Genomic DNA, 21,211 nt, shown 5'->3' on the forward strand with positions numbered 1-21,211 from the left:
GCAACCCCATATATGAATATTAAGAAGAAAGGGTACGGATCAGGTTGGAGTAGTCTTCTTTTATATCATGACTCTCTTCACGCAACTGCTCTATCTTACGGCAGGCATGAAGAACGGTAGTATGATCTCGTCCACCAAAAGCATCACCGATTTCCGGCAAGCTGTGGTTAGTCAACTCCTTAGCCAGAGCCATCGCTAACTGACGTGGACGAGCAACCGAACGGGAGCGGCGTTTAGAAAGCAGATCGGCTACCTTAATTTTGTAATATTCAGCGACTGTCTTCTGAATATTATCAATAGTAACCAGCTTCTCCTGCAGTGCCAGTAAATCTCTGAGTGCTTCACGGACAAAATCAATCGTTATCGGACGCCCGGTAAAATTCGCATTGGCAATAACCCGGTTCAGAGCACCTTCTAGTTCCCGGACATTGGAACGCAAACGTTTAGCAATAAAGAAAGCCACTTCATCAGCCAGATGAATCTGATGCGCTTCAGCTTTCTTCATCAGAATTGCCACACGAGTTTCCAGTTCCGGCGGCTCAATAGCAACCGTCAGCCCCCAGCCAAAACGAGATTTTAACCGATCTTCCACACCGTTAATCTCTTTAGGATAACGGTCAGATGTCAGGATAATCTGCTGATTGCCTTCCAGTAAGGCATTAAAAGTATGAAAAAATTCTTCCTGTGAACGCTCTTTATTAGCAAAAAACTGAATATCATCGATCAGCAACGCATCAACACTGCGATAATAACGCTTAAATTCTTCAATCGCATTATTTTGCAGTGCCTTTACCATATCCTGCACAAAGCGCTCTGAATGCATATATACCACTTTAGCATTCGGCTTATTGTCCACTATCGCATTGCCTACTGCGTGTAACAGGTGTGTTTTACCCAGGCCTGTTCCACCGTATAGAAACAAAGGGTTATACGCTGCACCAGGGTTATCTGCAACCTGACGAGCCGCAGCCAGGCCAAGCTGGTTCGATTTACCTTCCACAAAGTTATTGAATTTATGCTTAGGATTGACATTCGAACGATGATTGATATGTACAACCTCCGATTCATCATCCCAGGTTTTGTGTACCGGTCTCTGAGCCTGTAAACGGGCAGGAGCAGAAGACTCTGCAGCCACATCCGCTGGAGTTTTCTTCGGTACCGGAGGCGCTGACACTGGACGACTGCCCACTTCAAAACGCAGATTGGGAATATCTGAACCACAGTATTCCTGTAACAGACGGGTAATACTGTTCAGATACTTGTCCCGGACCCAGTCCAGAACAAAACGGTTAGGGGCAAATAACGTCAGGGTATTGTCATTGAGCTCAGCCTGCAGCGGTCTGACCCACATACTGAATTCTGTAGCTGGTAGCTCCTCCTGAAGCTGTTGCAGACATTGCAACCAAAGCGAAGATGACACGGTGCCCCCAAAATAAATGTCGGTGTGTTGTGAAAGGTGGATAATTTTAGCGCTAGTCTCAGAAGATCGCCAGCAAATGATCTGTGATCCAGTGAATAAGATCTTAGTTATTCACAAATATTCACCGTTACATAACCGGATCCAGCGGTTTTTTCCCATGGATATTCACAAAAATGTAACCGGGCTGACGTTAAGAAAAAAGTTATCCCCACAACAAACAAGAACAGGAAACCTTACTAGCTCACCGCTTATTCACAACTTACTCCATTTAATCCACAGATCTATACAGATGGATCCCTCTCAGAGTAGCAACAATTTAGTATTCCGAAAGAAAAGATCCTTGAGATTTAGTTGGCACAACGTATAATCCGTCGTCCGGAATTATCGTTAGACCGATTATTGACTCTTTAGCAGTCAGTGATTACAATTCCGCCTCTTTGTTGAGAGGCGTCGGTTTTCTCTCTTTCTCTGTTACAGGAGAAATAAAAGAGAAAGTATGCCCACGCCGGGTTTAACAAAAACCTAAAAACTACTGATCAGTAAAGGTATTAACCATGAAACGCACTTTTCAACCTTCAGTTCTAAAGCGTAAACGTACTCACGGTTTCCGTGCTCGTATGGCAACTAAGAACGGTCGTAAAGTAATTAATGCTCGCCGTGCGAAAGGCCGTAAGCGCCTGTCAAAATAATTCGCGATTATTTTGACTAAGTACGCGTTCAATCGGGAGTTACGTTTGTTAACTCCCGAACATTATCAAAATGTCTTCCAGCAAGCACACAGTGCTGGCTCCCCTCATTTTACTATCATTGCCCGGAATAACTCTCTTTCACACCCTCGTTTAGGTTTAGCCGTTCCGAAAAAACAGATAAAAACTGCTGTTGGCCGAAATAGGTTCAAACGACTAGCCAGAGAAAGTTTCCGTATCCAACAGCATCAGCTTCCGCATAAAGATTTTGTTGTTATTGCGAAGAAAAGTGTTCAGGATTTGAGTAATGATGAAATATTTAAGCTATTTAATAAACTATGGCGTCGCCTCTCTCGCCCTTCACGTGGCTAGCTATCGGCCTCATCAATATCTATAGATGGGTGATAAGTCCGCTTATCGGCCCCCGCTGCCGCTTTACTCCAACCTGTTCTCAATATGCAATAGAAGCATTAAAAGCTCACGGTTTTGTAAAAGGGTGTTGGTTATCTGCTAAACGTCTATTAAAATGCCATCCTTTGAATGAAGGGGGATATGACCCCGTTCCTCCAGTACAAGAAACAGACAGAGATAAATAACGATGGATTCTCAACGTAATATCCTGCTTCTGGCACTGGCTCTGGTTTCTTTCCTGCTGTATCAACAGTGGCAGGTTGAGAAGAATCCTGAGTATCAGCGTACAGAACAGCAGGCACAAACCAGCAGTACCTTACCTGCCCCATCAATTGCTGATGAATTAGACCCTGCGCCGCAACAAAACGCATCGGCCAAACTTATCACAGTGACAACAGACGTACTGACTCTGTCTATTGACACTTTTGGTGGAGATGTCGTACTGGCTCAGTTAAATGAGTATGCAAAAGAAGAAGGCTCAGATACGCCTTTTACTTTGCTGAAAAAAGGCTCAGAGCATACCTATATCGCTCAAAGTGGCCTGGTTGGTCCTCAGGGTATCGATCAGAGCAGCACCAGCCGTCCTGTCTATCAGGTTGCAGAAGATACATTTGCTATGGCTGATTCACAAGATGAACTGCGAGTTCCTCTGAACTATACAGCGAATGATATCCAGTACACGAAAACATTTATTCTAAAGCGCGGCGCTTATGATATTGATGTTCAGTACGATATCATCAACCAATCTGGCAATGACGCAACATTAGGTATGTATGCGCACCTGCGCCAGAATGTCGTGGATGCAGGTGGAAGTCTGGCAATGCCAACTTACCGTGGCGGCGCTTATTCAACCCACGAAACCCGCTATAAAAAATACAGCTTTGATGACATGCAGGATCGTAATTTGTCCCTGAACCTGCCAGATGGTGAAGGCTGGGCAGCCATGCTGGAGCACTACTTTGCTTCTGCATGGATTCCGCGTAATGCCGCAGGTTCAAATCTGTACACCCGCGTGATAGGCAACATGGGTGATATCGGTATCCGCATGCCAAATAAAACCATTACCTCTGGTGAGCAAGGTCAATTCTCAGCCACGTTATGGGTTGGTCCTAAGCTACAGAGTGAAATGGCAGCCGTTGCTCCAAACCTTGATCTGGTTGTTGATTACGGCTGGCTATGGTTTATAGCCAAGCCCTTGCACTGGCTACTTTCTGTTATTCAGGGAATAGTTGTCAACTGGGGTATTGCGATTATGGTTCTGACCTTTATCGTGCGCGGAGCCATGTATCCGCTAACTAAAGCCCAGTACACTTCCATGGCCAAAATGCGTATGTTGCAGCCGAAACTGCAGGCGATGCGCGAACGCATTGGTGACGACCGTCAGCGTATGAGCCAGGAGATGATGGAACTGTATAAGAAAGAGAAGGTAAACCCACTGGGTGGCTGTTTGCCAATCTTCCTGCAGATGCCTATATTTATATCCCTGTACTGGTCTCTGATGGAATCAGTTGAACTGCGTCATTCTCCATTCTTTGGCTGGATTACTGACCTGTCAGCTCAGGACCCTTATTACATCCTGCCACTTCTGATGGGCGTCAGTATGTTTATGATTCAGAAAATGAGCCCGTCAACCGTCACAGATCCAATGCAGCAGAAGATCATGATGTTCATGCCGGTCATGTTCACCTTCTTCTTCCTGTTCTTCCCATCAGGTCTGGTACTGTACTGGCTGGTATCTAACGTAGTAACCCTTATTCAGCAGACGCTTATTTATAAGAATCTGGAAAAGAAAGGCTTACACTCTAAGAAGTAATATTCTCAGATAAACGAAGAAAGGCGGCCAAAAGGTCGCCTTTTTGTTTTAGCCTGATTACAATTTAGCTAATTTCATTATTCATACAGAAGGCAATGTATTGATTTGGCAAGATGAGATAACTTTTTCCAGGCTCTTGTCAAAGATATACCCCTCTCTATTTTGGTAACACAAACATGACAACAGACACTATCGTTGCTCAAGCCACAGCCCCCGGCCGTGGTGGCGTAGGTATCATCCGGGTATCAGGCCCTCTTGCATCTCACGTAGCACAAGAGATCACCGGAAAGCTTCTCCGACCACGCTATGCTGAATATCTGCCGTTTACAGCAAAAGACGGAACAGAACTTGATCAGGGAATAGCCCTATTTTTCCCAAACCCAAACTCATTTACCGGAGAAGATGTTCTGGAACTGCAGGGGCATGGTGGACCGGTTGTTATGGATATGCTGATCCAGCGTATTTTGCATATCGACGGAATTCGTCCAGCCCGCCCGGGAGAATTTTCCGAACGAGCTTTCCTGAACGATAAAATGGATCTGACGCAGGCAGAAGCTATCGCAGATCTGATCGATGCCAGTTCAGAAGAAGCAGCCAGATCCGCACTAAAATCACTGCAAGGGCAATTTTCCAGACGGATCCACACTCTGGTTGAGTCCCTGATCCATTTGCGTATTTATGTCGAAGCCTCTATCGACTTTCCCGAAGAAGAAATCGATTTTCTGGCCGATGGAAAAGTGGCGGCAGATTTGCAAGAGATTATAGATAATCTGAATGCGGTACGGCAGGAAGCTAATCAGGGAGCTATTATGCGTGAAGGCATGAAAGTCGTAATAGCTGGACGCCCGAATGCTGGAAAATCCAGCCTGCTGAATGCATTATCCGGCAAAGATTCAGCCATAGTGACCCATATAGCAGGTACTACACGCGATGTACTGCGCGAACATATTCATATTGATGGCATGCCGCTGCATATCATTGATACAGCCGGCCTGCGGGATGCCTCCGATGAAGTGGAAAAGATAGGTATTGACCGGGCATGGGACGAAATTATTCAGGCCGACAGGGTGCTATTTATGGTAGACAGTACTACCACAGAGGCTACTGACCCCAAAGAGATCTGGCCTGATTTCATAGATCGTCTTCCTGATAATATAGGCATGACCGTGATCCGCAATAAATCCGATCAAACCAGGGAACAGTGCGGGATCTGTCATGTCAGCACACCAACACTCATCCGTCTGTCTGCAAAAACTGGGGCTGGTATTGATGCTCTACGAACCCACTTAAAAGAATGCATGGGATTTGCCGGTAATACGGAAGGAGGCTTTATGGCCCGCAGACGACACCTGGATGCATTAGAACACGCAGCAGAACATCTCCAGACTGGACAACAGCAGTTAGAAGGCTTTATGGCCGGAGAAATACTGGCAGAAGAACTGCGTATCTGTCAGCAGCATCTAAACGAAATCACCGGTGAATTCAGTTCTGACGATCTGTTGGGCAGGATATTCTCTTCATTCTGTATCGGGAAATGATTTCAAGAGTAGATACAACATGAGCTTCAGGAGAACAGTATGATTCATATTATCACAGGAAGTACGCTTGGCGGAGCCGAGTATGTCGGGGATCACCTGAGTGATCTGTTACAGGAAAAAGGACTGCAGACTGAAATCCATAACCAGCCAGAATTTAGTACTATTCCCGCTGATGGTATTTGGTTAATTATCACCTCAACTCATGGCGCAGGAGAGTATCCAGATAGCATCAGGCCTTTTATTACTACTCTGCAGAATACTCCCCCAAGAACAGATAAGCTTCGATATGCTGTAATCGCTATAGGGGATTCCAGCTATGATACTTTCTGTGCAGCAGGTAAACATGCATTCCGCTTACTCAGTGATATAGGAGCAACACCAATAAGTGAGTGTCTGCTGATTGACATACAGGAACATACTGTCCCGGAAGAGCCGGCAGAAAACTGGTTACTAGAACACATCAGCCAGTTTTAATCCTTAAGGCAGATAGAAATATCTGCCTTAATTGTTTATTTTCATAGTGTTACACAAAAAAGCATACCTTACTCACAACATATCCTATTTTATACTAAATATCTTCATCAGCATGTGGATAAAAATAGATCTTTTCGGTGATTAACCTATAGTTATCCCAATAACAAGATCTATCAAAAACGATCCTTGTGAATAACCTGCATTTTTGATCCCAGTTAATACACGAAAGGATCATAGATAGATCACAACAAATGATCCTTAAAATCACATTGATCTTATTGATCATTTTCCACTTATCCACATGATCGTCTCCCCTTAATAATAGATCTAATAAAAGATCTATATATAGATCTTATATATATTAAAGAGATCCAGATAAGATCGAAAAAAAGCAGAAAGCATTTTCTCACCCATATAAACAAGGTAAAATATCGCTCTTTTGTCTACTTCCTGTTTTGGTTACCCCTGAGGTCGATCCATGTTCTATCACGAAAAATTTGACGTCATTGTCGTCGGTGGCGGTCATGCCGGTACAGAAGCCGCTTTAGCTTCTGCCCGTACTGGCCAGAAAACTCTGCTGCTTACCCATAATATTGATACACTGGGTCAGATGTCCTGCAACCCGGCTATCGGTGGTATCGGCAAAGGGCATCTGGTTAAAGAAGTAGACGCTCTGGGTGGTTTGATGGCTCAGGCAATCGATCAGGCTGGTATTCAGTTTCGTATTCTTAATGCTTCTAAAGGACCAGCAGTTCGTGCTACCCGGGCTCAGGCTGACCGGGCTTTATATAAATCAGTAGTAAGAAATGCTCTGGAAAATACCCCCAATCTGTCATTATTTCAGCAAGCAGCGGACGATTTGATCGTAGAAAATGATCAAGTGACCGGCGTTATTACTCAAATGGGGCTTAAATTCCACGCCAAAGCCGTCGTATTAACGGTTGGAACCTTCCTTGGAGGAAAGATCCATATCGGCATGGAAAACTTCTCTGGTGGCCGTACAGGCGATCCAGCTTCGATTCCTCTGGCAAACCGTCTACGCGAGCTACCGTTACGCGTGGATAGGTTAAAGACAGGAACCCCTCCAAGAATTGATGCTAACAGCGTTGATTTTTCTCAGTTACAGGTTCAGCACGGAGATGATCCGACACCAGTGTTTTCTTTCTTAGGACACCGGAGTCAACATCCTCGCCAGGTGCCATGCTACATCACGCATACTAATGAAAAAACCCATGATGTCATACGATCCAATCTGGATCGCAGTCCTCTTTATGCCGGGGTTATTGAGGGAATTGGTCCGCGTTATTGTCCTTCTATCGAAGATAAAGTAATGCGTTATGCAGATAAAAACAGCCATCAGATCTTTATTGAGCCAGAAGGGCTAACCACAACAGAACTGTATCCTAATGGTATTTCTACCAGCCTGCCGTTTGATGTTCAGGTCAAAATAGTTCGCTCTATGCAGGGCTTTGAAAATGCCCATATAGTGCGGCCTGGTTATGCTATTGAGTACGATTTCTTCGATCCAAGGGATCTGAAAAAAACCTATGAGACAAAAACGATTGCTGGTCTGTTCTTTGCCGGACAGATAAATGGTACAACTGGCTATGAAGAAGCGGCTGCTCAGGGATTAATGGCAGGCCTGAATGCCAGTCTGTACACTCAGGGTAAAGAAGGCTGGAGTCCGCGTCGTGATGAGGCATATATGGGGGTTCTGATTGATGATTTGTCTACCATGGGAACACGTGAGCCTTATCGCATGTTTACTTCCCGTGCTGAATATCGCCTGTTACTGCGCGAAGATAATGCCGATCTGCGTCTGACAGAAAAAGGCCGCGAGCTTGGGCTGGTGGATGATACCCGCTGGGGAAGATTCTGTGAGAAAGTCGAAAACATAGAAAAAGAACGTCAGCGTCTGAAAGATACCTGGATGAATCCGAAGTCAGCAGAAATAGATAAGCTGAATGCCATACTGAAAACTCCGATGCTCCGGGAAGCCAGTGGGGAAGATCTTCTGCGTCGACCTGAAATCAGTTATCAGGATCTGACCGCTTTACCTGCGTATGCACCGGCCCTGAATGATCTTCAGGCTGCTGAACAGGTTGAAATTCAGGTTAAATACGAAGGTTATATTCAACGCCAGAAAAATGAGATCGAAAAATCACTGCGTCATGAACATACCCAGATCCCGGCTGATTTTGATTATGACAGTGTCAAAGGGCTTTCGAACGAAGTTGTGGCAAAACTGAAAGACGCCAGACCCGAGTCGATCGGTGTCGCTTCACGTATTTCTGGTATTACCCCTGCTGCAATTTCTATCATTCTGGTTTACCTGAAAAAACAGGGTGTGCTGAAAAAAGGGGATGGGGAATGAGTTTGCTGAACAACAGACTGGATGCCTTAATCGCACAGACCGACCTTATTGTTGATGAAAATCAACGTAAGCAGTTGGTTGGGTATGTTGAACTGCTGCATAAATGGAACAAAGCGTATAATCTGACATCTGTGCGTGATCCTATGGATATGCTGGTGAAACATATTCTGGATAGTATTGTGGTGAGTCCGTATCTTGACGGGCAGCGTTTTATCGATGTCGGAACCGGTCCTGGATTACCTGGCATTCCATTGGCAATAATGTGTCCGGATAAGCAGTTTTTTTTACTGGATAGTTTGGGAAAACGAATCCGGTTTATTAAACAGGTTCTGCACGAACTGGGGATTAAAAACGTCACAACGGTGCAGAGCAGGGTCGAAGCATTTTTGCCTGAAAAGAAATTTGATGCGGTACTGAGTCGGGCATTTGCCTCTGTTCAGGATATGCTTGATTGGTGTCAGCATTTACCCCATGAGCATAATGGTCGCTTTCTGGCGTTGAAAGGGCAAGTGCCTGAAGATGAAATCGCCCACTTACCTGACTGGTGTGATGTGATCACTGTCAAATCTTTGCAAGTTCCTGAACTTGAAGGTGAGAGACATCTTGTAATCTTGTCGGGGAAAAAATAATCAGGGAGAACCCACGTGGGAAGAATTATTGCAATCGCAAACCAAAAAGGTGGCGTAGGTAAAACAACAACTTGTGTTAATCTTGCCGCATCTATGGCTGCGACCAAGCGCAAAGTATTAGTGATTGATCTCGACCCTCAGGGTAACGCAACCATGGCGAGCGGGATTGATAAGTATCAGATTGATGCCACTTCCTACGACCTGCTTGTTGAAGATACGCCGTTTCACGATGTTGTGTGTCGTAAAACCAGTGGTGGTTATGATTTAATTGCTGCTAACGGGGATGTCACTGCCGCTGAGATTAAGTTGATGGAAGTTTTTGCCCGCGAGGTCAGGCTGAAAAATGCGTTATCCTCCGTTCGTGATAACTATGATTTCATCTTTATCGATTGTCCGCCGGCGCTTAATCTCCTTACAATCAATGCGATGGCTGCTGCTGATTCTGTTCTTGTTCCGATGCAATGCGAATATTTTGCTCTGGAAGGATTAACGGCTCTGATGGATACCATTAGTAAGCTGGCTGCTGTTGTTAATGAGAACCTGAAGATTGAAGGCTTGCTGCGTACCATGTTTGATCCGAGAAACCGTTTGTCAAATGAAGTATCGGATCAACTGAAAAAGCATTTTGGTGACAAAGTCTACCGAACGGTGATTCCTCGTAATGTTCGTCTGGCAGAAGCGCCCAGCCATGGCCGCCCTGCTATGTACTATGATAAGCATTCTGCCGGTTCCAAAGCTTATTTGGCTCTGGCTGGTGAAATGCTCCGCCGTGAAGCTGTTCCGGCATAGTTGATAGAAAATAAGGAATGATCGTCGATGTCTAAACGTGGTTTAGGAAAAGGTCTGGATGCTTTACTGGCAACCAGCACACTGGCAAGAGAAAAGCAGCAGGTAGCCGCCCAAAGCCAGACTCTTTCAAACGATGGTGAGTTATCTGATATCGGGATTATGGATCTTAAGCCCGGTATGTACCAGCCGCGTAAAGAAATGTCAGTGGAAGCTCTGGAAGAACTTTCAGCTTCAATTCAGTCTCAAGGAATTATTCAGCCTATTGTTGTGCGTCAGCTTGAATCTGGTATGTATGAAATTATCGCAGGTGAACGTCGCTGGAGGGCTGCGAAACAGGCTGGTTTGAAGCGGGTTCCCTGTATTGTCAAAAATGTACCTGACCGCGCAGCCATTGCAATGGCTCTCATTGAAAATATTCAGCGCGAAGATCTCAATGTTATTGAAGAAGCTCAGGCCTTGGAAAGGCTGCAGGACGAATTTGATCTAACCCACCAGCAGGTTGCTGATGTTATCGGAAAGTCCCGTACTACTGTCACTAATTTACTGCGTTTAAATATGCTGGATATGCCGGTAAAACGTCTGGTTGAACAGAAAAAACTGGATATGGGGCATGCTCGTGCTTTACTGGTTCTTGAACAGGATCAACAGGCTGACGTTGCTCAGGTGGTTGCCGATAAGAAGATGACTGTTCGTCAGACTGAGCTGTATGTAAAAAAGATATTGGAGCCGGCAGAGCAGAAAACTGCAGGTAAAAAAGAGCCGACTCCTCTGGCTGTGGACTTATCCCAGCAGCTTGAAGACCGTATTCAGGCTAAAGTAAATCTGGATATATCTTCTAGTGGTAAAGCGCGTATTACCATCAATCTGGATGATGAAGGTTCGCTGGAAAATATTTTAAAAATGCTGGCAAACCGCACAGATTGAGAAGTTTGTTCGCTATTTGACTAAACTAATGTTTAACAAGCTTAACGAAATTTTATAATGTTTTATATATTCTTTTCTGGGAAGCGGTTAAGCTGTTTCTAGACGAATTAAAGGCTTAGCTCTGTTTTATCAGATGGAGCTGAATGTATCATGTCGCTTTGTTAATAAATGGTTGCCTATGTTTAAAAAATGGTATTTATTGTCCTTTTACTGGCAATGTGCTTTTTTTGCTATTTCAGCAGCCGTTGTTAGCCTGGCTTATGATATGGGGAGTGCGTTAGCGGCTCTTCTTGGGGGACTTGCGTACTGTGTTCCTGTACTGCTTGCTAACCTGTATATTAACTTGTCTACACACATGAATAGTGCTGTGGCCAGGGCTTATGCAGGGTCAATCTACCGGTTGATGATGGCGGCGGGAATTTTGGTTTACCTGTTTAAGGAAACTGATTTTCCTCCAGCCATGGTTGTCGGTATGTTTTGTCTGGGAGCAGTTGTGCAGTACGTAACGTCATTTGTGTTTATTAACCGTGAAAAATAGGATGTTCAATGTCTGCTTCAGGCGTACAAACTCCTCAGGAATATATCGGGCATCACCTCACCTTTTTAAGTTCAGGGGAAGGCTTCTGGTCAATTAATATTGACTCGATGGTTATCTCTGTACTTCTTGGGGCTGGGTTTCTCTGGTTATTCTACAGGTTGGCTAAAAGAGCAACCAGCGGTGTTCCCGGAAAACTGCAGTGCTTCGTTGAGATTCTCATGGAGTTTGTGCAGGGAACGGTTAAGGATGTTTTCCACGGAAGAAGTGTATTAATTGCACCATTAGCACTGACCATTTTTGTGTGGGTGTTTCTGATGAATTTAATGGACTTGATCCCGGTTGATTTCCTTCCACATGCAGCTGGTCTGATGGGTATCCACTATTTACGTGTTGTACCAACCGCGGATGTAAACATTACTCTCTCTATGGCGTTAGGTGTTTTTGGCTTGATTCTGTTTTACAGCTTCAAGATTAAAGGCCCGGTAGGATTTGCTAAAGAGCTTACTCTACAGCCATTTAATCACTGGGCGTTCATTCCGATCAACCTGATTCTTGAGGGTGTAACTTTATTATCCAAACCGGTTTCATTGGGGCTTCGTCTGTTCGGTAACATGTATGCAGGGGAATTGATCTTTATTCTTATTGCAGGCCTGTTGCCTTGGTGGTCTCAATGGATTTTATCGGTACCTTGGGCGATATTCCATATACTTGTAATTACTTTGCAAGCATTTATCTTTATGGTGCTGACAATTGTTTATTTGTCACAAGCATCAGAAGATCATTAACTAAACGAAATTAACACATTTACTTAATAGTAACTTGGAGTCTTTAAATGGAACATTTGAATATGGATCTGCTGTACATTGCAGCGGCTATCATGATGGGTCTGGCTGCAATTGGTGCTTCTATCGGTATCGGTATGCTGGGTGGCAAATATCTAGAAGGTGCTGCACGTCAGCCTGACCTTATTCCTCTAATCCGTACCCAATTCTTTATCGTTATGGGTCTAGTGGACGCGATTCCTATGATCGCTGTTGGTCTGGGTCTGTATGTCATGTTTGCTGTTGCCGGGTAGTAAGTTCTCATTGAACTGAATTCGTTTTATTTTTGTTGAGCAAACATAGAGGAGTCTGCGGTGAATATAAACGCAACTCTGCTAGGTCAGGCTATTGCGTTTGCCATTTTTGTCTGGTTCTGCATGAAATATGTATGGCCACCAATTATGCAGGCGATCGAAGCGCGTCAGAAAGAAATTGCTGATGGCTTACAAGCTGCTGAAAGAGCTGAAAAAGACCTAGCTTTAGCTAAATCTAATGCTTCGGATCAATTGAAAGAAGCAAAACGTACAGCAACAGAAGTTATTGAACAGGCTAATAAGCGTAAAGCTTTAATTTTGGATGAAGCCCGTGAGGAAGCGCAAGAAGAGCGCAAGAAAATCCTTGCTCAGGCTGAGGCTGAAATTGAAGCTGAACGTAATCGTGCTCGTGATGAGTTACGCAAGCAGGTTGCTATTCTGGCTGTTGCTGGTGCAGAGAAAATCCTTGAGCGTTCTATCGATAAAGATGTTCATAAGGATATTCTCGATAACATTACTGCAAAACTTTAAACGTGGGGGCGCTTGATGTCTGATTTGACTACTATTGCACGCCCCTATGCTAAAGCAGCATTCGACTTTGCGGTGGAAAATAAGCAACTGGACCTGTGGGAACAGATGCTGACTTTCGCTGCAGAAGTAACTAAGAACGAACAAATGAGTGAGTTGTTAACCAGCTCCGTTTCTGCTGAAAAACTGGCAGAAATTTTTGTTGCAGTTTGCGGTGAACAAGTGGATGTTCATGGTCAGAACCTGTTAAAGGTAATGGCTGAGAATGGTCGTTTAACGGCACTTCCCGATGTGTGTGAACAGTTTTCCCTGTTACGAAAAGAACATGAGAAGAGAGTGGATGTGGAAGTGACTTCCGCCACTGAACTCACGGAAAAACAGTTAGCAGATATCGGAAGTAAACTTGAGCAGCGTTTAGAACGCAAAGTGAATCTGAACTGCAGTGTAGATGAGGCCCTACTTGGTGGGGTTGTTATTCGAGCCGGAGATCTGATCATCGATAACTCAGCCCGCGGTCAACTGAACCGCCTGAGCGATGCATTAAGGTCTTAATGGGGATTGGAGCATGCAACTTAATTCCACGGAAATTAGCGATCTGATCAAACAGCGTATCGAATCTTTCGAAGTTGTAAGTGAAGCGCGTAATGAAGGTACTATCGTATCGGTAAGCGATGGTATTATTCGCATCCACGGCCTGGCCGATGTGATGCAAGGTGAAATGATTGAAGTACCGGGTGGCCGCTATGCGCTGGCACTGAACCTTGAGCGTGACTCGGTTGGTGCCGTTGTTATGGGCCCATATGCTGACCTTCAGGAAGGCATGAAAGTGACCGGAACCGGTCGTATCCTTGAAGTACCAGTTGGTCCTGAACTACTTGGTCGTGTAGTAAACACGCTGGGTGAGCCTATTGATGGTAAAGGCCCAATCGGAGCGAAACTTTCTTCTCCTGTAGAAGTTATCGCACCGGGTGTAATCGACCGTCAATCGGTAGATCAGCCGGTACAGACAGGTTATAAGTCTGTCGACTCAATGATTCCAATTGGTCGTGGTCAGCGTGAACTAATTATCGGTGACCGTCAGACTGGTAAAACTGCGATGGCGATCGATGCCATCATTAATCAGAAAGACTCTGGTATTTACTCTATCTACGTTGCTATCGGTCAGAAAGCATCGACTATCGCAAACGTAGTACGCAAACTGGAAGAGCACGGCGCGCTGGAAAACACCATCGTTGTTGTGGCATCGGCTTCTGAATCTGCTGCGCTGCAATATCTGGCACCGTATGCTGGTTGTGCGATGGGTGAGTACTTCCGCGATCGTGGCGAAGACGCACTGATCATCTATGATGATCTGTCTAAGCAAGCGGTAGCTTATCGTCAAATCTCTCTGCTTCTGAAACGTCCTCCAGGCCGTGAAGCATTCCCGGGTGATGTATTCTATCTTCACTCACGTTTGCTGGAGCGGGCTGCTCGTGTAAATGCTGCTTATGTAGAGCGTTTTACTAATGGTGAAGTGAAAGGTAAGACTGGTTCTCTGACTGCTCTGCCTATCATTGAAACTCAGGCAGGTGACGTATCAGCATTTGTACCGACTAACGTAATCTCGATTACCGATGGTCAGATCTTCCTGCAAACTGAACTGTTCAATGCGGGTGTTCGCCCGGCTGTTGACCCTGGTATTTCAGTATCTCGTGTAGGTGGTTCAGCACAGACTAAAATCATCAAGAAGTTGTCAGGAGGTATTCGTACTGCTCTGGCTGCGTATCGTGAATTGGCTGCGTTTGCACAGTTCTCTTCTGACCTTGATGAAGCAACTAAGAAACAGCTAGACCATGGTCAGAAAGTAACTGAACTGATGAAGCAGAAACAATATGCTCCTATGTCAGTATTTGACCAGGCTTTGGTTATCTTTGCGGCAGAGCGAGGCTATTTGTCCGATGTAGAACTGGATAAGGTTCTGGATTTTGAAGCTGCTCTACTATCGTATGCTCACAGTCATTTTGCTGACCTTGCTAAAGAGGTTAATGCAACGGGTGCTTATAACGATGAAATTGAAGCTCAGCTGACTAAGCTGGTGGATGATTTCAAAGCAACCCAGACTTGGTAATAGATTGGTGACGGTAACGTCACTGATCAACGGCAATTACCACTAATGGAGAGTAACGATGGCCGGCGCAAAAGAGATACGTAATAAGATCGGGAGTGTAAAAAGCACTCAGAAGATCACCAAAGCGATGGAAATGGTAGCAGCATCAAAAATGCGTCGTTCACAGGACGCAATGAATGCTTCTCGTCCATATGCAGAGACAATGCGTAAAGTGATCGGTCATGTGGCTCATGCGAATCTGGAATATCGTCATCCGTATCTGGAAGAGCGTGATGCTTCACGTGTTGGTTATATCATTATTTCAACGGATCGCGGTCTGTGTGGTGGCCTGAACATTAATCTGTTCAAAAAAGCCATCCTGGACATGCAGGACTGGAAAGAGAAAGGCGTTGACGTTGAACTGGCGGTTGTCGGTTCTAAGGCGACTGCTTTTTTCAATAACAGCGGCGCAAAAGTAGCGGCTCAGGTATCAGGACTTGGAGACAATCCTAGTCTGGAAGCCCTGATCGGTTCTGTTGGTGTGATGCTGAAGAAATATGATGAAGGTGAACTGGACCGTTTATATGTAGTGTTCAATAAGTTTGTGAATACCATGGTTCAAGAACCAACGATCGATCAATTGCTGCCTTTGCCTAAATCGGATAGTGAAGAGATGCAGCGAGAGCATACCTGGGACTACCTGTATGAACCTGAGCCGAAACCTCTGCTGGATGCACTGTTAGTGCGTTATGTGGAATCTCAGGTGTATCAGGGGGTGGTTGAAAACCTAGCCTGTGAACAGGCAGCCCGGATGATTGCGATGAAAGCTGCAACAGATAATGCGACCAGTCTGATTGAAGATCTGGAACTTGTGTATAACAAAGCCCGTCAGGCGGCGATTACACAGGAACTGTCGGAAATCGTGGGTGGTGCAGCTGCGGTTTAAGCTTAGGTAAAACAAATAGTTTAGAGGATTAACGATGGCTACAGGTAAGATCGTACAGATCATCGGTGCAGTAGTCGACGTAGAGTTCCCACAGAGCGAAGTACCTCGTGTATATGATGCTCTGAATGTTACTGATTCTAAAGAACGTCTGGTTCTTGAAGTTCAGCAACAGCTGGGCGGCGGCGTAGTTCGCTGTATCGTAATGGGTAGCTCTGATGGTTTACGTCGTGGTTTAGCGGTAGAAAATACTGGCGCTCCGATCACTGTACCAGTAGGTACAAAAACCTTAGGTCGTATCATGAACGTGCTTGGTGATGCGATTGATGAGCGCGGTGAAGTGGGTGCTGAAGAGCACTATGCGATTCACCGGGAAGCTCCTAGTTATGAAGATCAGTCAAATACCACTGAGCTTCTGGAAACCGGTGTAAAAGTAATCGACTTGGTTTGTCCATTCGCTAAGGGTGGTAAAATCGGTCTGTTCGGTGGTGCTGGTGTAGGTAAGACCGTTAACATGATGGAACTTATCAACAACATTGCACTGCAACATTCCGGTTTGTCTGTCTTTGCGGGTGTGGGTGAGCGTACTCGTGAAGGTAACGACTTCTACTTTGAAATGCAGGAAGCGGGTGTTGTAAACATCGAGAAGCCTGAAGAATCAAAAGTAGCAATGGTATATGGTCAGATGAACGAGCCACCGGGCAACCGTCTGCGTGTAGCACTGACAGGTCTGACTATGGCGGAACGTTTCCGTGACGAAGGCCGTGATGTACTGCTGTTCATCGATAACATTTACCGTTATACCCTTGCGGGTACAGAAGTATCGGCATTGCTTGGCCGTATGCCTTCTGCGGTAGGTTATCAGCCAACTCTTGCTGAAGAGATGGGTGTACTTCAGGAACGTATCACGTCAACTAAGAGTGGCTCTATCACATCTGTACAGGCGGTATACGTACCTGCGGATGACTTGACTGACCCATCTCCGGCTACGACGTTTGCGCACTTGGATGCAACCGTGGTATTGAGCCGTAACATCGCAGCTATGGGTCTGTACCCTGCGATCGACCCACTGGATTCAACATCTCGTATGCTTGATCCATTGGTTGTTGGTCAGGAGCACTACGATGTTGCGCGTGGCGTTCAGCAAACACTTCAGCGCTATAAGGAGCTGAAAGATATCATTGCGATCCTGGGTATGGATGAGCTGTCAGAAGACGATAAGCTGGTAGTATCCCGTGCTCGTAAGATTGAACGTTTCCTGACTCAGCCTTATCACGTAGCGGAAGTATTTACCGGTACTCCTGGTATTTATGTTTCTCTTAAAGATACTCTGCGTAGCTTCAAAGGTCTGCTTTCCGGTGAATATGATGATATTCCTGAACAAGCATTCATGTACTGCGGTACGATTGAAGATGCAATTGAGAAGGCTAAGAAGCTGTAAGGCTAACTAGGAGGCGATATGGCACAGATTACCTTTCACCTTGATGTAGTAAGCGCCGAGAAGCAGATTTTCTCTGGTCGTGTTGAAACATTTCAGGTGACCGGTAGCGAAGGTGAGCTTGGTATTTACCATGGTCACGCGCCGCTTCTGACCGCTATTAAGCCGGGTATGGTGCGTATAGTGAAACAACACGGCCACGAAGAAATCATTTATGTTTCTGGTGGTATTGTTGAGATTCAGCCGGGTACTTCTACAGTACTGGCTGATACAGCAATTCGTGGTGAAGATCTGGACGCAGCTAAGGCAGAAGAAGCCAAACGCAAAGCTGAGGAGCATATTCAGAATCAGCATGGCGATATGGACTTTGCACAAGCGGCCAGTGAACTGGCTAAAGCGATTGCTCAGCTTCGGGTTATCGAACTGACTAAGCAAAGACGACGCTAATCTTATTTAGTGTGATGATATAAAGGCGGCCAGTTGGTCGCCTTTTGTTTTTTATTTCTCTTCTTAATATGAACAGGTTAGAATTTCCTCTCTACCAAAATACAACAACAAGGATTGATTCCATGAATTTCAGTGCGGTTGTCCTCGCGGCGGGTAAAGGAACCCGTATGTATTCTAATATGCCGAAAGTACTGCATACTTTGGCTGGAAAACCGATGGCAAAACATGTGATAGATACCTGTGCCGGATTGGGTGCTAAGCATATTCATCTGGTGTATGGCCATGGTGGTGAGCAAATGCAGCAGGTATTAAAAGATACGCCTGTTAACTGGATTCTGCAGGCAGAACAACTGGGTACCGGACATGCGGTGGGTCAGGCTTCTCCAAAGTTTGCGGATGATGAAAAGATTCTGGTTTTGTATGGCGATGTACCGCTTATTTCTGCTGAAACGATTGAGAGCTTGCTGGATGCACAACCTGTGGGTGGAATCGCATTATTGACGGTTGTTTTAGATAATCCTACCGGTTACGGACGCATTGTGCGTAAAAATGGCCCTGTAGTGGCGATTGTTGAGCAAAAAGATGCGACAGAAGAACAGAAACTGATTAAAGAGATTAATACTGGTGTAATGGTCGCTACGGGGAGTGATCTGAAACGCTGGCTGTCCGGACTGAATAATGATAATGCTCAGGGTGAATATTATCTGACAGATGTGATTGCTGCTGCTCACGATGAAGGTCGGGCGATTGAGGCGGTACATCCGGTGAACCCGATTGAAGTGGAAGGGGTTAATAACCGTGTTCAGTTAGCGCGTCTGGAACGTGCTTATCAGTCCATGCAGGCAGAAAAGCTGCTGGAGCAAGGCGTGATGCTGCGCGATCCTAACCGTTTCGATCTGCGTGGTGAGCTGCAATGTGGTACGGATGTTGAGATTGATGTGAATGTTATCATCGAAGGTAGCGTCAGTATCGGTGATAATGTGGTCATTGGTGTCGGATGTGTGCTGAAAGACTGTGAAATAGATGATAATACAATTATTCGTCCATACAGTGTGATTGAAGGAGCAACGGTTGGGGAAGAATGTACCGTAGGGCCGTTTACCCGTCTGCGTCCGGGAGCTGAGTTGAAAAATGATGCACATGTAGGTAATTTTGTGGAAGTGAAAAACGGGACTATCGGTGAAGGTTCGAAAGCGAATCATTTGACTTATATTGGCGATGCGGTGATTGGCCAGCGTTCGAATATTGGTGCCGGAACCATTACTTGTAACTATGATGGTGCCAATAAGCACAAAACGATTATCGGGGATGATGTGTTTGTTGGTTCGGATACTCAACTGGTAGCTCCTGTGACTGTCGGTGACAGAGCAACGATAGGTGCTGGTGCGACAGTTACCCGAAATATTGGTGAGGGTGAGTTAGTTATCACTCGCGCCAGAGAGCGCAGAATTCCTAACTGGAATCGTCCAGAGAAGAAAAAATAAGACAAATTCAGTGTTGTAATAATAAAGCCGCTCATCGAGCGGCTTTATTTGTATTGATGAGCTTAATCAGGACAAAAAGAATTTATATGCCGGGTTATCAGTTTCATCCTTATACGGGTAGTCCAGTTCAAACAGATGTTCAGAGAAGCGGGTGAGATCAGATTCTTCCAGTTCGAATCCACACAAGACCCGGCCATAATCCATACCATGGTTACGGTAATTGAACAGACTGATATTCCAGTGGGTGCCCAGTGTGCTGAGGAATTTCAGCAACGCTCCCGGGTATTCCGGAAATTCAAAGCTGTACAGACGTTCTTTTAGTGGTTTGGATGGTTTACCGCCAATCATATAACGAATATGTTGTTTGGCCATCTCATCATCAGACAGGTCAACAACAGGATATCCGGCGCTGCGCAGATCCTGAATAATATTATCCAGCTCCTCCTGCCCCCCTTGTAGGCGAACACCAACAAAGATATTGGCCAGACGATCATTGTTATACCGGTAGTTAAACTCAGTAACAGACCGTCCGCCGATAACCTGACAGAACTTAAAAAATGCACCAGGCTCTTCCGGGATAGTGACTGCTAACAAACCTTCGCGTTTTTCACCCAGTTCACAGCGTTCAGATACATAACGCAAGCCATGGAAGTTAGTATTAGCACCGGAAAGAATAGTCCCCAGTTTTTTATCTTTAAGATGATTCTGCTCTGCATATTTTTTCAGACCTGCCAGTGCCAGTGCACCTGACGGCTCGGCAATCGCACGGGTATCTTCGAATATATCTTTTACAGCAGCACAGATCTCATCACTGGATACGGTTATATGTCCATCCAGATATTCATTGCACAGGCGGAAAGTCTCATCACCGATACGCTTTACTGCCACACCGTCAGCAAACATACTGACCTGATCCAGTACTACCGGTCTACCTGCATCCAGCGCAGCTTTCAGACAGCAGGAATCTTCCGGCTCAACAGCGATAACTTTAATATCCGGCATCAGTTGTTTCACTAGTACGGCGACTCCGGCTGCCAGACCACCACCGCCAACCTGAACGAAAATGTAATCCAGATGGCCGTTCTGCTGCAGCATTTCCATACCGATGGTACCTTGTCCGGCAATCACCAGCGGGTGATCGAACGGAGGTACAAAGGTATAACCGTGTTCTTTAGACAGTCGTTCTGCTTCAGATTTTGCTTCGTCAAAATTACTGCCGTGCAAAACCACTTCACCGCCAAAGCTGCGTACTGCATCGACTTTGATATCCGGGGTGGTTTTGGGCATTACAATAATAGCTCTGATACCAAGGTGTTTGCCTGATAGTGCAATACCCTGTGCATGGTTACCTGCAGAGGCAGCAATAACACCAGCCTGTTTCTGTTCTTCAGTCAGACTGGCAACCATATTATAAGCACCACGCAGCTTAAATGAATGTACTGGCTGGCGGTCTTCACGTTTTAGCTGCACCTTATTCCCGATTCGTTCAGACAGCCTGGGCATATCCTGCAACTCGGTTACTTTTGCAATCTCATAGACCGGAGCCCTAAGGATATGGCGCAGATATTCTGCGCCGGTTTTAGGCAGTTTATGTTTAGAGAGATCATCACCCAT

At 45.5% G+C, this 21,211-nt stretch carries 22 protein-coding genes; 20 read left to right on the top strand and 2 right to left on the bottom strand.

Annotation, left to right across the window (positions count from 1 at the left end):
* Window positions 1–19 precede the first annotated feature (19 nt).
* Window positions 20–1,420, bottom strand: a complete 1,401-nt coding sequence (gene dnaA / locus CSW98_RS16110; RefSeq protein ID WP_100801509.1) for a chromosomal replication initiator protein DnaA — start codon at window positions 1,418–1,420, stop codon at window positions 20–22.
* A 554-nt stretch (window positions 1,421–1,974) separates the two neighbouring features.
* Between dnaA and rpmH the strand changes: the two genes are divergently transcribed.
* From rpmH to glmU, 20 genes are all read left to right on the top strand, one after another.
* Complete coding sequence (rpmH, locus tag CSW98_RS16115) at window positions 1,975–2,109, top strand: 50S ribosomal protein L34 (protein WP_093278272.1); 135 nt, start codon at window positions 1,975–1,977, stop codon at window positions 2,107–2,109.
* Between the two features lie 45 nt (window positions 2,110–2,154).
* A complete protein-coding gene (gene rnpA / locus CSW98_RS16120) occupies window positions 2,155–2,478 on the top strand; it encodes a ribonuclease P protein component (protein ID WP_232733544.1) in 324 nt (107 codons plus the stop codon).
* Complete coding sequence (gene yidD / locus CSW98_RS16125; RefSeq protein WP_100801511.1) at window positions 2,445–2,702, top strand: membrane protein insertion efficiency factor YidD; 258 nt, start codon at window positions 2,445–2,447, stop codon at window positions 2,700–2,702. Before rnpA ends, yidD begins: the two co-directional genes overlap by 34 nt.
* A 2-nt stretch (window positions 2,703–2,704) precedes the next feature.
* Window positions 2,705–4,330: a membrane protein insertase YidC gene (yidC, locus tag CSW98_RS16130; protein ID WP_100801512.1), complete on the top strand. Its 1,626-nt coding sequence runs from the start codon at window positions 2,705–2,707 to the stop codon at window positions 4,328–4,330.
* A 176-nt stretch (window positions 4,331–4,506) separates the two neighbouring features.
* Window positions 4,507–5,868: a tRNA uridine-5-carboxymethylaminomethyl(34) synthesis GTPase MnmE gene (gene mnmE, locus CSW98_RS16135; RefSeq protein ID WP_100801513.1), complete on the top strand. Its 1,362-nt coding sequence runs from the start codon at window positions 4,507–4,509 to the stop codon at window positions 5,866–5,868.
* A gap of 39 nt (window positions 5,869–5,907) precedes the next feature.
* Complete coding sequence (mioC, locus tag CSW98_RS16140) at window positions 5,908–6,342, top strand: FMN-binding protein MioC (protein WP_100801514.1); 435 nt, start codon at window positions 5,908–5,910, stop codon at window positions 6,340–6,342.
* Window positions 6,343–6,820: 478 nt separating this feature from the next.
* Window positions 6,821–8,716 (top strand): tRNA uridine-5-carboxymethylaminomethyl(34) synthesis enzyme MnmG, encoded by a 1,896-nt coding sequence (mnmG, locus tag CSW98_RS16150; RefSeq protein ID WP_100801515.1) that lies wholly within the window; start codon window positions 6,821–6,823, stop codon window positions 8,714–8,716.
* Complete coding sequence (rsmG, locus tag CSW98_RS16155) at window positions 8,713–9,345, top strand: 16S rRNA (guanine(527)-N(7))-methyltransferase RsmG (protein WP_100801516.1); 633 nt, start codon at window positions 8,713–8,715, stop codon at window positions 9,343–9,345. Before mnmG ends, rsmG begins: the two co-directional genes overlap by 4 nt.
* Window positions 9,346–9,360: 15 nt before the next feature.
* The gene (locus CSW98_RS16160; RefSeq protein ID WP_100801517.1) at window positions 9,361–10,134 is read left to right on the top strand and encodes a ParA family protein; all 774 of its coding nucleotides are present in this window, start codon (window positions 9,361–9,363) and stop codon (window positions 10,132–10,134) included.
* Window positions 10,135–10,161: 27 nt separating this feature from the next.
* Window positions 10,162–11,058 (top strand): ParB/RepB/Spo0J family partition protein, encoded by an 897-nt coding sequence (locus tag CSW98_RS16165; protein WP_100801518.1) that lies wholly within the window; start codon window positions 10,162–10,164, stop codon window positions 11,056–11,058.
* Between the two features lie 178 nt (window positions 11,059–11,236).
* On the top strand, window positions 11,237–11,596 hold the full coding sequence (locus tag CSW98_RS16170; RefSeq protein WP_157810401.1) for a hypothetical protein: 360 nt from the start codon (window positions 11,237–11,239) through the stop codon (window positions 11,594–11,596).
* Window positions 11,597–11,604: 8 nt separating this feature from the next.
* A complete protein-coding gene (gene atpB, locus CSW98_RS16175) occupies window positions 11,605–12,381 on the top strand; it encodes a F0F1 ATP synthase subunit A (RefSeq protein WP_100801520.1) in 777 nt (258 codons plus the stop codon).
* A gap of 47 nt (window positions 12,382–12,428) precedes the next feature.
* Entirely contained in the window at window positions 12,429–12,671 is a 243-nt protein-coding gene (atpE, locus tag CSW98_RS16180; protein ID WP_100801521.1) for a F0F1 ATP synthase subunit C, read from the top strand.
* Window positions 12,672–12,731: 60 nt separating this feature from the next.
* On the top strand, window positions 12,732–13,202 hold the full coding sequence (gene atpF / locus CSW98_RS16185; protein ID WP_100801522.1) for a F0F1 ATP synthase subunit B: 471 nt from the start codon (window positions 12,732–12,734) through the stop codon (window positions 13,200–13,202).
* Between the two features lie 15 nt (window positions 13,203–13,217).
* Window positions 13,218–13,751, top strand: a complete 534-nt coding sequence (gene atpH, locus CSW98_RS16190) for a F0F1 ATP synthase subunit delta (protein WP_100801523.1) — start codon at window positions 13,218–13,220, stop codon at window positions 13,749–13,751.
* A gap of 13 nt (window positions 13,752–13,764) precedes the next feature.
* Window positions 13,765–15,306, top strand: a complete 1,542-nt coding sequence (gene atpA / locus CSW98_RS16195) for a F0F1 ATP synthase subunit alpha (RefSeq protein WP_100801524.1) — start codon at window positions 13,765–13,767, stop codon at window positions 15,304–15,306.
* A gap of 58 nt (window positions 15,307–15,364) precedes the next feature.
* A complete protein-coding gene (gene atpG, locus CSW98_RS16200; protein ID WP_100801525.1) occupies window positions 15,365–16,231 on the top strand; it encodes a F0F1 ATP synthase subunit gamma in 867 nt (288 codons plus the stop codon).
* A 34-nt stretch (window positions 16,232–16,265) separates the two neighbouring features.
* A complete protein-coding gene (atpD, locus tag CSW98_RS16205; RefSeq protein WP_100801526.1) occupies window positions 16,266–17,669 on the top strand; it encodes a F0F1 ATP synthase subunit beta in 1,404 nt (467 codons plus the stop codon).
* An 18-nt stretch (window positions 17,670–17,687) separates the two neighbouring features.
* Window positions 17,688–18,113: a F0F1 ATP synthase subunit epsilon gene (locus CSW98_RS16210; protein WP_100801527.1), complete on the top strand. Its 426-nt coding sequence runs from the start codon at window positions 17,688–17,690 to the stop codon at window positions 18,111–18,113.
* A gap of 122 nt (window positions 18,114–18,235) precedes the next feature.
* A complete protein-coding gene (glmU, locus tag CSW98_RS16215) occupies window positions 18,236–19,597 on the top strand; it encodes a bifunctional UDP-N-acetylglucosamine diphosphorylase/glucosamine-1-phosphate N-acetyltransferase GlmU (protein WP_100801528.1) in 1,362 nt (453 codons plus the stop codon).
* 66 nt (window positions 19,598–19,663) lie between these two features.
* Here glmU and ilvA read toward each other — a convergent pair whose 3' ends face one another.
* Window positions 19,664–21,211 (bottom strand): threonine ammonia-lyase, biosynthetic, encoded by a 1,548-nt coding sequence (ilvA, locus tag CSW98_RS16220; RefSeq protein WP_100801529.1) that lies wholly within the window; start codon window positions 21,209–21,211, stop codon window positions 19,664–19,666.

It is taken from the genome of Vibrio sp. HA2012, from assembly GCF_002812955.1.
Lineage (GTDB): Bacteria > Pseudomonadota > Gammaproteobacteria > Enterobacterales > Vibrionaceae > Vibrio.

Coding starts and splice junctions, on each gene's coding strand:
- atpE (WP_100801521.1), top strand. CDS start 12,429: ATGGAACATTTGAATATGGATCTGCTGTACATTGCAGCGGCTATCATG.
- atpD (WP_100801526.1), top strand. CDS start 16,266: ATGGCTACAGGTAAGATCGTACAGATCATCGGTGCAGTAGTCGACGTA.
- atpA (WP_100801524.1), top strand. CDS start 13,765: ATGCAACTTAATTCCACGGAAATTAGCGATCTGATCAAACAGCGTATC.
- atpB (WP_100801520.1), top strand. CDS start 11,605: ATGTCTGCTTCAGGCGTACAAACTCCTCAGGAATATATCGGGCATCAC.
- CSW98_RS16210 (WP_100801527.1), top strand. CDS start 17,688: ATGGCACAGATTACCTTTCACCTTGATGTAGTAAGCGCCGAGAAGCAG.
- atpH (WP_100801523.1), top strand. CDS start 13,218: ATGTCTGATTTGACTACTATTGCACGCCCCTATGCTAAAGCAGCATTC.
- yidC (WP_100801512.1), top strand. CDS start 2,705: ATGGATTCTCAACGTAATATCCTGCTTCTGGCACTGGCTCTGGTTTCT.
- atpG (WP_100801525.1), top strand. CDS start 15,365: ATGGCCGGCGCAAAAGAGATACGTAATAAGATCGGGAGTGTAAAAAGC.
- mnmE (WP_100801513.1), top strand. CDS start 4,507: ATGACAACAGACACTATCGTTGCTCAAGCCACAGCCCCCGGCCGTGGT.
- rpmH (WP_093278272.1), top strand. CDS start 1,975: ATGAAACGCACTTTTCAACCTTCAGTTCTAAAGCGTAAACGTACTCAC.
- CSW98_RS16170 (WP_157810401.1), top strand. CDS start 11,237: ATGTTTAAAAAATGGTATTTATTGTCCTTTTACTGGCAATGTGCTTTT.
- rsmG (WP_100801516.1), top strand. CDS start 8,713: ATGAGTTTGCTGAACAACAGACTGGATGCCTTAATCGCACAGACCGAC.
- ilvA (WP_100801529.1), bottom strand. CDS start 21,211: ATGGGTGATGATCTCTCTAAACATAAACTGCCTAAAACCGGCGCAGAA.
- CSW98_RS16165 (WP_100801518.1), top strand. CDS start 10,162: ATGTCTAAACGTGGTTTAGGAAAAGGTCTGGATGCTTTACTGGCAACC.
- mioC (WP_100801514.1), top strand. CDS start 5,908: ATGATTCATATTATCACAGGAAGTACGCTTGGCGGAGCCGAGTATGTC.
- yidD (WP_100801511.1), top strand. CDS start 2,445: ATGGCGTCGCCTCTCTCGCCCTTCACGTGGCTAGCTATCGGCCTCATC.
- mnmG (WP_100801515.1), top strand. CDS start 6,821: ATGTTCTATCACGAAAAATTTGACGTCATTGTCGTCGGTGGCGGTCAT.
- glmU (WP_100801528.1), top strand. CDS start 18,236: ATGAATTTCAGTGCGGTTGTCCTCGCGGCGGGTAAAGGAACCCGTATG.